Consider the following 10,782-nt stretch of genomic DNA (forward strand, 5'->3'; position numbering starts at 1 on the left):
AATGTACTTAGCTGTCAGGTTAAAAACCTGCAACACTATACGCGATAAATAATCGTCATTTTTTTGGCGAGCAGCAGGACCAAATTCAAGATCAGGGAGATGTACCATGCGCGTTTTGAACCCCATCACCACCGCATTACTGTTGGCCCTGGCGAGTGCCAACGTGCAGGCGATGTCGATCACCGAAGCCGTCCAAAGCGCCGTGGACTATCACCCACAGGTCAGCTCCAACCGTAACAGCAAGCTGTCGGCCGATGAGGACGTGAAATTCGCGCGTGGTGGCTACTTCCCTACCGTTGACCTGGTCGCCGGCTACGGCCGCCAGCGTTCGGACAACACCACAACCCGTGCCGCGGGTAACCACAACAAAGAAACCCTGAACTACACCCAGTCCGAGCTGCGCCTGCGGCAGATGATCTTCGACGGCTTCAACACCGCGAACGAAGTGGGCCGGACCGAAGCGGTTTCCACCTCGCGTGCCTACTACACCCAGGCGGTTGCGCAGGATGTCGCCCTGCGTGCGATCGAGGTGTACCTGGAGGTACTCAAGCGCCGTGAACTGGTGGCCCTGGCCAGGAACAACCTGCAAGCCCACCTGCGGGTCAACGACCAGATCGGCCTGCGTAACGAGCGTGGCGTTGGCAGCACGGCCGACCTTGACCAGTCCCGCGCCCGCCGCGCCCTGGCAGAAAACAACCTGGACACCGCCGAAGTGGACCTGGCCGACGCCGAGGCCAACTTCTTCAGCGTGATCGGGCGCATGCCAGACGAGCTGGAAAGCCCGCCCACCATCAAGGCCGAGGTGCCTGCCACGCTTGAAGAGGCCCGTGATGGCATGCGCCAGAACAACCCCTACATCAAGTCGGCCCAGGCTGATGTAAATGCGGCCGAGCAGCAGTACGAGGTTGGCAAGTCGACCTTCTACCCACGCTTCGACGCCATTCTGGCCACCGGTGCCAACAACAACACCGGCGGCGAGAAAGGCCACAACAACAACGACTGGCAAGCCGGCGTGGAGATGAACTACAACCTGTTCCGCGGCGGCAGTGACAAAGCTCGCCTGCAATCCGACGCGCACAAGATCAACCAGGCCCTGGACATCCGCAACAACGCCCTGCGCGAGTTGACCGAAAACCTGAGCCTGGCGTGGAACGCCATGAACAACGCCAGCAAGCAGCTGCCGACCGCGCGTGAATACGCCGAAACCACCAAGCGCGTGCGCGCCGCCTACCAGGACCAGTTCGGCCTGGGCCAACGCACCCTGCTGGACGTGCTCGACAGTGAAAACGAACTGTACAACGCCGACCGTCGCTACACCGAAGTGCGCTACACCGAAGAGTACTCGCGCTACCGGGTGCTGGCGACCATGGGTGAATTGCTCAGCAAGCAGCGTATTTCGCTGCCGCCAGAGGCGCTGGCCGCGACCGAAGTCCGTACCGAGGCACGCTTGCCCGAGATGCGTTGATCGGGCTTGAGATTGCTGGGGCCGCTGTGCGGCCCATCGCGACACAAGGCCGCTCCTACACAGATCTTGCATGCCAATGGCGGGTGCGATGGCCTGTAGGAGCGGCCTTGTGTCGCGATGGGCTGCGCAGCGGCCCCCTGCCCTCACTCGGTGCCATGGTTACGCTGGAACGTCTCCTCGCCCATGGCCCTGATCTGCCCCTCTATCAAGGCCTCGAACGGTGCCAGCAGCGCATCGAAGCAGGCCGGTTGCTCCAGTGCACTCAGCGCCCCCACCACGGCCTCAATGGTCGACAACGCTCCCGCCTCCGGCGCCTTGCGCAAGCGATAGCGTGAAGCGGCCACCTGCCCCAAGGTCACCCTCGGCAACGCCTCCAGCAGCGGATTCAGGTACAGCAGCTTGCGCGCCTTGCGCCAGGTGCCGTCGGGCACGATCAGCAGCAAGGGTTGCTCGTCCACTGGGCCATAGGCAGCCAGGGGCTGCGCTTCAGCGCCCGGGAACAACAGCGCCGGGCGGTACCCAGGGGTTGCCAGCAGCGCTGGCAGATCGTCGAATACCTCCCCCACCCGCAGCTCGGCATTGCTCAGGCCAAGCGCAGCCAACCGTGCGGTATTCAGGGCGTGGGCGCTTTCACTGGGGTGCTGCAGCAAGATCACACGGGTTCGGCTGCCTAGCGCAGGGATCAGCGAGCAAAGGCAATGATCAAGCGGGCGCTGGCAGCGTTCGCAACGGGGTCTGGGCATGAAGGTCTCCTTGGCGGGGGTATTTTGCCACAGAACCCTGGCCCGGCTGGCGGGCCTTGCCCTATGCCCTGGCCGCAAGGCGACCACGGCAACCTCAACGGTTGAAGCGCTCCGCCAGGCTGTGCAGGTACTCCGCCATGCGCTCGAGGTCCTGGCTGATTTCTGCCCCCTGGCGCGCCTGCCCGGCACTTTGATCGCACAGCTGGGCAATGCGCACGATCTGCTGGTTGATGTCTTCAGCCACGTGGCTTTGCTGCTCCGATGCCGTGGCCATCTGCTGGCTCATGCCGGTGATGCGGCTCACCGCCTGGGCTATGCCGCTCAACGCCGCCTGCACTGCCTCGACACTGTGCACGCTGTCACGCGAGATCTGCTCGCCACGGCTGGCAGTACTCACTGCGCGCTCTGCCCCGGCCCGCAACGAGGCGATGATCTGGTGGATTTCCTGGGTGGAGGTGCGGGTACGTTGGGCCAATGAGCGTACTTCATCGGCCACCACGGCAAACCCGCGGCCCTGCTCGCCGGCCCGCGCCGCTTCAATGGCGGCGTTGAGCGCCAGCAGGTTGGTTTGTTCGGCGATCGAGGTGATCACATCCACCACGCTGCCGATCGACTGGGTCTGTTCCGCCAGGGCGTTCACCGCCTGGCCAATGTCATTGACTGCATCGCTCATGCTGCCCATGGCCTTCAGGCTCTGCAGCGCCAGCTCGCTGCCCTGCTGCGCCAGCTGGTCGGCATCGCCTGCGGCATGCGCCGTGCTCTGCACGTTATGCGTAACCTCCTGGATGGTCGCCGCCATCTGCGCGATGGCGGTGGCCGATTGGTCGGTCTCGCTGCGCTGGCGGTCGAGCATCTGCGCCTGCGCGCCCGACAGGTCGGAAGATTGCGCAGCGCGTGATTTTACCCCGACCCCGGCGTCTACCAGGCGCGTGAGCGCGGTCTGCAGGCGGGCTTCTTCACTGATGATGGCAAGGTCCAGCTGGCCCCGCAGCCCCGGGTTGTCGCTATAGGTCAGCGCCACCAGCGGGCTGGTGAACGCCTTGGGGTGCTCGGCCAGCGTGCGGCGGATGGCCTGGTTCTGACGGTGCTCGACCAGGTACCAGGCTACCAGCAGTACAACCATCAACACCCCTAGCGCGGCATAGGGTGGCAACCACAGGTACCCCGCCGCCGACACCAGGCCGGCGCCGAGCCATGGCCAGCCCTGGCGCAGGCCATGGCCCAGGCGCGCCGCCCACGATACCGGCCGGCGGCCGGCACGCAGGCGTGCGTACAACGCCTCGGCACGGCGGATCTGCTCACGGGTCGGTACCGAACGCACCGACTCGTAGCCGCTGATGCGGCCCTGTTCGTAGACTGCCGTCACGTAGGCACTGACCCAGTAGTAATCGCCGTTTTTTGCCCGGTTCTTGACCACGCCCATCCACGGCTTGCCTTGCTTGATGGTGTCCCACATATGGCCGAACACCGCCGGCGGCATGTCTGGGTGACGCACCAGGTTGTGCGGCTGGCCCACCAGCTCGTCGTAGGTGAACCCGCTGATCGCCACGAAGGCGTCGTTGCAATACGTGATGCGGCTGTTCAAGTCGGTGGTGGAAATCAGCCGTTGTTCACTGGGGAATGTTCTTTCGTGTTCAGTGACTGGCAAATTCATGCGCATCGTCGGGCGATCCTTGCAGGATGAAAAGAAGGGAAATCATCAGCGCAAGTTGATATGTAGCAGAGCGCTATGAGGTTAGCGGCACACGTGTGCAGGAATTTAGCGGCCTGCCGACAGAATGTATGAACATTCTGTTTATCAGCCTACGTTGAGCTGGCTTTTCAGCAGGTCGCGGAAGGTCTGGATCAGCGGTTCGCGGCTGCGCCCACGCCGGATGATCAAAGAGAACGGTGCCTGATAACCGAACGTCGCCGGAGACAACACGCGCAAGTCGCCTTTGTCGACCCAGGCCTGGGCGTAGTGCTCGGGCAGGTAGCCGATGTAGGCGCCCGACAGAATCAGGATCAGCTGCGCCTCCATGCTCTCAACCGTCGCCGCGCTGTGCTTGAAACCATGCCGGGCCAGCTCGGCCTGGCTCCAGTAGCCGCGCCCGACCATGCGCTGCTGGGTCACCACCTGCTCGGGAATGCGCCGCTCGCCGTACAACGGGTGGCGGCTGCTGCAGTACAGCCAGTGCTGCTCGCGGTACAGCGGCTGGTACAGCAGGCCACTCATGCGTGAAGAAAACGCGCCGATTGCCAGGTCCAGGCGGTTGTCCTGCACCCCCAACTGCAGCTCGTAAGGGCTGGACACCGACAAGTGCAGGTGCACGGCCGGGTGCTCCTGGCTGTAGGCACCAATGGCTTCAGCCAGCGGCAGGGCGCGATCGCCCACCGTGGAGTCGATCACCCCCAGGTTGAGGGTGCCGCGCAGCTCGCCCTTAAGGGCCGCCGCGTATTGCTCGAACCCGTCCAGTTCGGCCAACAGGCGCAGGGTTTCCTGGTGAAACAGCTCACCCTTGCTGGTCAGGCTGAAACCGCCCCGGCCACGGTGGCAAAGCACGATACCCAGGGCACCCTCCAGCTGGCTCATGTAGGTGCTGATGGCCGAAGTCGAAAGATTCAGCTCACGCTGGGCGTTGGCGAAACCCTGGTGGCGCACCACGCTGATGAAGATACGCAGCAGTTTCAGGTCGGGCAAAGTCGAGGCCATGGGGCAACGGTTCCACAGGGTGTTTGCGCGCAGTCTAACCGCTGCGCCGGGCTTTAGTTCAGAAATTCCTGAACTAAGTATTTGTCGGTAGCGATTCTTCCATGGCACTACCTTGCGCAGACTGACCGAAATGTCCCTGCCCGCTGGCGAAACACGAACTGGAAAGCGCGCAGCGGCACAGGTTCGAACAAACAGAACAATCGACCGACTGATGAGGCCCACCGTGGACAAGACTCTCCACCAACCACTGGGCGGCAACGAAATGCCGCGTTTCGGCGGCATCGCCACCATGCTCCGCCTCCCCCACCTGCAAAGCGCCGAAGGCCTGGACGCAGCCTTCATTGGTGTGCCGCTGGACATCGGCACCTCGCTGCGCTCCGGCACGCGCTTCGGCCCCCGGCAAATCCGCGCCGAATCGGTGATGATCCGCCCATACAACATGGCCACCGGCGCCGCCCCGTTCGACTCCCTGTCGGTCGCCGACATAGGCGATGTGGCCATCAACACCTTCAATCTGCTGGACGCCGTGCGCATCATCGAAGAGGCCTACGACCAGGTCGTCGAGCACAATGTGATTCCCCTGACCCTGGGCGGTGACCACACCATCACCTTGCCGATCCTGCGGGCGCTGCACAAGAAGCACGGCAAGATCGGCCTGGTGCACATCGACGCCCACGCCGACGTCAACGACCACATGTTCGGCGAGAAGATCGCCCACGGCACCACCTTCCGCCGGGCGGTGGAAGAAGGCCTGCTCGACTGCGAGCGCGTGGTGCAGATCGGCCTGCGTGCCCAGGGTTATACCGCCGACGACTTCAACTGGAGCCGCCGCCAGGGCTTCCGCGTGGTTCAGGCCGAAGAGTGCTGGCACAAGTCGCTGGAGCCCTTGATGGCCGAAGTGCGGGAAAAAGTCGGCGGCGGCCCGGTTTACCTGTCGTTCGACATCGACGGCATCGATCCGGCCTGGGCACCTGGTACCGGCACCCCGGAAATCGGCGGCTTGACCACCATCCAGGCAATGGAGATCATTCGCGGCTGCCATGGCCTGGACCTGATCGGTTGTGACCTTGTCGAAGTCTCCCCGCCTTATGACACCACCGGCAATACCTCGTTGCTCGGCGCCAACCTGCTGTTCGAAATGCTCTGCGTACTGCCGGGTGTAGTCCGCCGCTAATGTGGTCGGGCCACCGAGGCCCGCCAACACCAGAAGACCACCGGGCGCCGTGCGAACGCCCGCGTGGCCGATCTCGCCATAATAAAGATAATCGGGAGACCCCCAATGGCCTTGGACATCATAGTTGTAATGCTTTACACCGCAGGCATGCTCGGGCTTGGCTGGTATGGCATGCGACGCGCGAAAACCCATGAAGACTACTTGGTCGCCGGGCGCAACCTGGGCCCGATGTTGTACATGGGCACCATGGCCACCACCGTGCTGGGTGGCGCCTCCACCGTGGGTACCGTGCGCCTGGGGTACGTTCACGGCATTTCAGGCTTCTGGCTGTGCGCCGCGCTGGGCCTGGGCATCATCGCCATCAACTTGTTTCTGGCCAAGCCGTTGCTACGCCTGCGCATCTTCACCGTGACCCAGGTGCTGGAACAGCGCTACAACCCGACCGCGCGCCAGGCCAGCGCGGTGATCATGCTGGCGTACGCGCTGATGATCGGCGTGACATCCACCCTGGCCATGGCCACCGTGCTGCAAGTGCTGCTGGACCTGCCCTTCTGGGCCGCGCTGCTGCTGGGCGGGGGGGTGGTGGTGGTGTACTCGACCATTGGCGGCATGTGGTCGCTGACCCTGACCGATATCGTGCAGTTCGTGATCAAGACCGTGGGCCTGATGTTCATCCTGTTGCCGGTGTGCCTGTACAAGGCCGGCGGCTGGGACACCCTGGTGGCCAAGTTGCCGGCGGCCAGCTTCCAGCTGACCACCATCGGCTGGGATACCATCATCACCTACTTCCTGATCTACTTCTTCGGCATCCTGATTGGCCAGGATATCTGGCAGCGGGTGTTCACCGCCCGTGACGAAAAGGTCTGCCAGCGTGCCGGCACCACCGCCGGGGTGTATTGCGTGCTGTATGGCCTGGCCTGTGCCGTGATCGGCATGGCCGCTCATGTATTGATGCCCGACCTGGCCAACCCGAACAATGCCTTCGCCGAAATGATCAAGACCACGCTGCCTGATGGCATCCGCGGCCTGCTGATGGCAGCGGCGCTGGCGGCCATGATGTCGACCGCCAGCGCAGGCCTGCTGGCGGCCTCGACCACCATCACCGAAGACCTGCTGCCCAAGCTGCGTGGCGGCAAGCCGTCCAGCCTGGGTATCAGCCGCCTGTTCACTTTGCTGACCGGTTTGGTGGTACTGGGTATCGCGTTGATGGTGAACGACGTGATCAGCGCCCTGACCCTGGCTTACAACCTGCTGGTGGGCGGCATGCTGATTCCGCTGATTGGCGCCATTTTCTGGAAACGCGCCACCACCGCCGGCGCCATCGCCAGCATGTCGCTAGGCTTTGCGACTGCCCTGTTGTTCATGTTCAAGGACGGGCTGGAGGCGAATACGCCGATCTACTACAGCCTCGCGATTGGCCTGGTGAGCTTTGTGGTGGTGAGCCTGCTGTCGCGTAAACCGGTGGCAGCGGTAAAGCTGGCCTGACCTTCGGCCTGCACTGGCCCTATCGCTGACCCGCCTACAGGGCCAGCGATGGGCCCAGAGCAGGCAAGCCAATTGCCCAGAAGCAAAAAGGCCGCAGCCCCCACCCAGGTGCTGCGGCCTTTGCTTGTATCAGCGACGACGCGGTTGGCGCTTGCGCTGCTCTTCATCAGTCGGGATCGGCACCGGCTGCAAGGGTGGTGGAATCAGCCCCAAGGCGACCGCCAGGTCGTGGAGCCAGTTGGACAGTGGTTTATTCATAATGCCCCCTTGACGGGTCAGCCTCACGGCGAATCAATCCTGCAATGTTTCATACAGATCATAGCCCGATGTCCTGTATTACGCATGCCTCTGCTCTTACAGATAGGGGCCATTCTGACGCGGATCAAGCCATAGCGGCGCATTCCGACGACTGGTTAATCGTTTCGCTTTGTTGCAAGCGTTCCACTACCCCACCCACTTGCGCAGTTGCTGCTTTACCCAAGGTTCGGCACTTACCAGAATCACCCCCAGCAGCACCATCACCGCACCGCCCACAAAATGCGCGGTCAGCGGCTCGTCCAGCAGCAAGACCCCTAAGGTTACGCCGAACAGAGGGGTGATGAAGGAAAACACCGCCAGGTTCGATGCCAGGTATTGGCGCAGTAGCCAGAACCAGGTCAGGTAGCTGACGAACGACACTACAACCCCCTGGAACAGCACGCTACCCATGGCCAAAGGCGTGAGCGACACCTCGCCGATCTGCCCGCTGAGCAGGGCAATCAGCAACAATCCGGCAAACCCCACCGCCAGTTGATAGAACAAGGTCAGGGTCGCCGGCGCTTCCGACAGGCGTGAGCAGCGCACCACCACCGTGGTGGCGCCCCAGGCCAGCCCGGCGATCACGCCAAACGCATCGCCCAGCAAGGTGCGGCTATCCATGTGCTCGAACGACATGCCTCCGGCAAAGGCCGTGGCAATGCCGCCGAAGGCCAGCAGGATGCCAAGGCATTGCAACAGGCGCAGGCGTTCACTGGCCAGGCGCAGGTGCAACCCCAACGCGGTGAAGACTGGCGCCGTATAAAGAAACACCGACATGTGCGCCGCCGAGGTCAGTTTCAGGCCCTCGGCAATGAACAGGAACTCGATACCGAACAAAGCACCCGCGACCAACCCGGGGCGCCAGGTGCTACCGACCTGCTCCCAGGTGCCACGCCAGCACAGCATCAGGCCCACCAACACCGCGGCGATACCGTTACGCAATGCCGCTTGCATCACCGGGGCGATGTCCACGGCGGCGGTCTTGATCAGCACCTGCTGGCAGCCCCAGATCAGGCACAGGCCCAACATGACCTGGAAGGCAAAGGCGTCTGGGTTCTTGCGGGCAGCATTCATGGGCGGGCCTTTGAGGTGAACGTAGGCATGGGGAGCAACTCGGCAGCGTTCAGAAGCTACCGATTATCGGGTTTTCATGGCCACCCATGCCAGCCTCAAAACGACCTCAAGCGATTTGCGCTTTTGCCGATACCTGTTCGAAGGTGGTCTCGTCCAGCGCATCCTCCTGATCATCCAGCACCTGGCGCGGGTGCTCGAAGCCAGGGATGCTGCTGTCGATCAGGCTCATCAGCCGCGAGCCGCGCTCGGTCAGCACGAAGTTCTCGCCGTTGCCACCGTCTTCCTCAGGCCGGCTTTCGATAAAGCCACGCTCGAACAACAGCTTTTCATATTCACAGGCACGGGTTTTCAAGTGATCCAGGTCACCCACCGGCTCACCTTTGGCGGCCAGCGCGGCAGCGTGCTGCTCGGCGTAGGGGCGTGGCGTGAAGCTGTGACCGGCGCCGTTCTGCACCTCGTGCAGCAAGCGTTCGATCAGGTCCCAGTCGTAGGTGGTGCTCATGGCTACGGGCTCCTGCTGTGGACGAAAGGGTTACACAGGTTGGGACTCGGGGCTGAGACGCGGTGTTCCGAGAAAAATGAGAGTGGATGCAAATAGCAGGTGCGAAGCGAGCCATTGCGCAATGCGCAGAAACCATTTGCTGGCGAATCGTCTGTAGTTTATAAACTACATTAATTCGATGAAAAAAATCGAATCCAGCAGTTTCAGACATTGGGTGAGCGGGCTCCGGGATGTTAGCGCCAGAACGCGAATCATTGCTCGGATCAACCGATTGATGGAGGGCCTGCCTGGCGATGTATCACCGGTTGGCCACGGCGTCAGTGAACTCAGGGTCCACTATGGGCCCGGCTACCGCGTATATTTCCACCAGGCGGGCAGTACGTTCGTCATTCTTTTGTGAGGCGGCGATAAAAGCAGCCAACAACGGGACATCAAAGCAGCCCACCATATTCTGCGTTCGTGGAGGATGCAAAATGACACAAACCTTCTCTGAATTCGATCCCGCCGAATACCTCACCACTCCTGAAGCAATCGCCGTGTTCATGACTGACGCCCTGGAGACCGGGGATGCCAGCTATGTCGCCAAAGCTGTCGGCGTGGTAGCGCGTGCCAAAGGCATGAGTGAGCTGGCAAAAGACACAGGGCTATCTCGTGAACAGCTTTACCGGTCGTTCAGCGAGCATGGCAACCCAACCCTCAAATCGTTCCTGACCGTGATGAAAGCATTGGGTATACACATGACAGCGCGTCCTCACATCGCAGGCTGACCCACTGCCTCTCCAGTGATCTGGGTAGTACCCGACCTCGATACATTTGTCAGAAGAGGCGCAGCACCGTTGGTGGCGGCATTTCAGAAACAGAATGCTTCCATCATGAAAGACCCACTGGTCGTGAGCACTGAACTTCCCAGCACCCACAAGCTTCCACCGTGCATAACCATTGCTGGAGGGGAGGAAGGATGAAACAGCTGCTATCCATTATGGGCTGCACCACCGCTTTGCTGTGCGCCAGCCCCGCCTGGGCCTGCACACCGGAAGAAGCGACGCAGAAACGTGAAGAGCTGGCCGGGCTGGTCACCCAACTGACCGAGCGGAACCCGCAAAAGGCGAAGGAAATCAATGAAGAGCTGCAGGGGATGGACCTGAGGACGGCGAGCAAGGACTTGCCCGACAAGTGTCAGCTGATTGACCAGCGGATCAAGGAGTTGAAGTTAGCGGAGCAGAAGGCTGAGTGATGGGGTGTTTCTAATGGCCCTATCGCTGGCAAGGGTAGGCGCTGCATCTTCAGTGCCTGTGAGATCGAGCGCCGCCCGCGCGGCGCATCGCGAGCTGCGCTCGCTCCTACGTTTGT

Annotated in this window: 11 protein-coding genes and 1 pseudogene; 6 read left to right on the plus strand and 6 right to left on the minus strand. The window is 62.1% G+C overall.

Annotation, left to right across the window (positions count from 1 at the left end; all coding sequences use genetic code 11):
- The first annotated feature begins 106 nt into the window (after nt 1-106).
- Nucleotides 107-1,465 carry a TolC family outer membrane protein gene (locus tag EGJ22_RS19535; RefSeq protein WP_009683671.1) on the plus strand — a complete coding sequence of 453 codons (1,359 nt, stop codon included), beginning with the start codon at nt 107-109 and terminating at the stop codon, nt 1,463-1,465.
- A gap of 143 nt (nt 1,466-1,608) precedes the next feature.
- On the opposite strand, the gene EGJ22_RS19540 is transcribed toward EGJ22_RS19535, so the two are convergent.
- The 3 genes from EGJ22_RS19540 to EGJ22_RS19550 all read right to left on the minus strand — a co-directional run bounded on the left by EGJ22_RS19540 (nt 1,609) and on the right by EGJ22_RS19550 (nt 4,900).
- Nucleotides 1,609-2,208, minus strand: coding sequence for a tRNA-uridine aminocarboxypropyltransferase (locus tag EGJ22_RS19540; RefSeq protein ID WP_009683672.1), 600 nt, complete (start codon nt 2,206-2,208; stop codon nt 1,609-1,611).
- Between the two features lie 94 nt (nt 2,209-2,302).
- Nucleotides 2,303-3,868 (minus strand): PAS domain-containing methyl-accepting chemotaxis protein, encoded by a 1,566-nt coding sequence (locus EGJ22_RS19545; protein WP_009683673.1) that lies wholly within the window; start codon nt 3,866-3,868, stop codon nt 2,303-2,305.
- A gap of 138 nt (nt 3,869-4,006) precedes the next feature.
- The gene (locus EGJ22_RS19550; RefSeq protein ID WP_009683674.1) at nt 4,007-4,900 is read right to left on the minus strand and encodes a LysR family transcriptional regulator; all 894 of its coding nucleotides are present in this window, start codon (nt 4,898-4,900) and stop codon (nt 4,007-4,009) included.
- 223 nt (nt 4,901-5,123) lie between these two features.
- On the opposite strand from EGJ22_RS19550, the gene speB reads away from it, so the two are divergent.
- Together speB and EGJ22_RS19560 are read left to right on the plus strand one after the other, a co-directional pair.
- Nucleotides 5,124-6,074, plus strand: a complete 951-nt coding sequence (speB, locus tag EGJ22_RS19555; protein ID WP_009683675.1) for an agmatinase — start codon at nt 5,124-5,126, stop codon at nt 6,072-6,074.
- 105 nt (nt 6,075-6,179) lie between these two features.
- Nucleotides 6,180-7,559 carry a sodium:solute symporter gene (locus EGJ22_RS19560; protein ID WP_009683676.1) on the plus strand — a complete coding sequence of 460 codons (1,380 nt, stop codon included), beginning with the start codon at nt 6,180-6,182 and terminating at the stop codon, nt 7,557-7,559.
- A gap of 129 nt (nt 7,560-7,688) precedes the next feature.
- On the opposite strand, the gene EGJ22_RS26590 is transcribed toward EGJ22_RS19560, so the two are convergent.
- The 3 genes from EGJ22_RS26590 to EGJ22_RS19570 form a co-directional block, all read right to left on the minus strand.
- The gene (locus EGJ22_RS26590) at nt 7,689-7,817 is read right to left on the minus strand and encodes a PA1414 family protein (protein WP_009683677.1); all 129 of its coding nucleotides are present in this window, start codon (nt 7,815-7,817) and stop codon (nt 7,689-7,691) included.
- A 186-nt stretch (nt 7,818-8,003) separates the two neighbouring features.
- On the minus strand, nt 8,004-8,930 hold the full coding sequence (locus EGJ22_RS19565; RefSeq protein ID WP_029885892.1) for a DMT family transporter: 927 nt from the start codon (nt 8,928-8,930) through the stop codon (nt 8,004-8,006).
- A gap of 106 nt (nt 8,931-9,036) precedes the next feature.
- Nucleotides 9,037-9,432: a hypothetical protein gene (locus EGJ22_RS19570; RefSeq protein ID WP_009683679.1), complete on the minus strand. Its 396-nt coding sequence runs from the start codon at nt 9,430-9,432 to the stop codon at nt 9,037-9,039.
- A gap of 178 nt (nt 9,433-9,610) precedes the next feature.
- Here EGJ22_RS19570 and EGJ22_RS19575 point away from each other — a divergent pair.
- The 3 genes and pseudogenes from EGJ22_RS19575 (at nt 9,611) to EGJ22_RS19585 (ending at nt 10,666) form a co-directional block, all read left to right on the plus strand.
- Nucleotides 9,611-9,925 (plus strand): annotated as a pseudogene (locus tag EGJ22_RS19575) (type II toxin-antitoxin system RelE/ParE family toxin).
- A complete protein-coding gene (locus tag EGJ22_RS19580; protein WP_009683681.1) occupies nt 9,906-10,199 on the plus strand; it encodes an addiction module antidote protein in 294 nt (97 codons plus the stop codon). Before EGJ22_RS19575 ends, EGJ22_RS19580 begins: the two are co-directional and overlap by 20 nt.
- 191 nt (nt 10,200-10,390) lie before the next feature.
- Nucleotides 10,391-10,666: a hypothetical protein gene (locus EGJ22_RS19585; protein ID WP_009683682.1), complete on the plus strand. Its 276-nt coding sequence runs from the start codon at nt 10,391-10,393 to the stop codon at nt 10,664-10,666.
- Nucleotides 10,667-10,782: the final 116 nt, after the last annotated feature.

This window comes from Pseudomonas sp. p99-361, assembly GCF_003935475.1.
Lineage (GTDB): Bacteria > Pseudomonadota > Gammaproteobacteria > Pseudomonadales > Pseudomonadaceae > Aquipseudomonas > Aquipseudomonas juntendi.

Bases quoted from the DNA above. Each gene is read 5' to 3' on its own strand.
- EGJ22_RS26590 (WP_009683677.1), bottom strand. From the start codon at position 7,817: ATGAATAAACCACTGTCCAACTGGCTCCACGACCTGGCGGTCGCCTTG.
- EGJ22_RS19540 (WP_009683672.1), bottom strand. From the start codon at position 2,208: ATGCCCAGACCCCGTTGCGAACGCTGCCAGCGCCCGCTTGATCATTGC.
- EGJ22_RS19570 (WP_009683679.1), bottom strand. From the start codon at position 9,432: ATGAGCACCACCTACGACTGGGACCTGATCGAACGCTTGCTGCACGAG.
- EGJ22_RS19585 (WP_009683682.1), top strand. From the start codon at position 10,391: ATGAAACAGCTGCTATCCATTATGGGCTGCACCACCGCTTTGCTGTGC.
- EGJ22_RS19565 (WP_029885892.1), bottom strand. From the start codon at position 8,930: ATGAATGCTGCCCGCAAGAACCCAGACGCCTTTGCCTTCCAGGTCATG.
- EGJ22_RS19535 (WP_009683671.1), top strand. From the start codon at position 107: ATGCGCGTTTTGAACCCCATCACCACCGCATTACTGTTGGCCCTGGCG.
- EGJ22_RS19580 (WP_009683681.1), top strand. From the start codon at position 9,906: ATGACACAAACCTTCTCTGAATTCGATCCCGCCGAATACCTCACCACT.
- EGJ22_RS19545 (WP_009683673.1), bottom strand. From the start codon at position 3,868: ATGCGCATGAATTTGCCAGTCACTGAACACGAAAGAACATTCCCCAGT.
- EGJ22_RS19550 (WP_009683674.1), bottom strand. From the start codon at position 4,900: ATGGCCTCGACTTTGCCCGACCTGAAACTGCTGCGTATCTTCATCAGC.
- EGJ22_RS19560 (WP_009683676.1), top strand. From the start codon at position 6,180: ATGGCCTTGGACATCATAGTTGTAATGCTTTACACCGCAGGCATGCTC.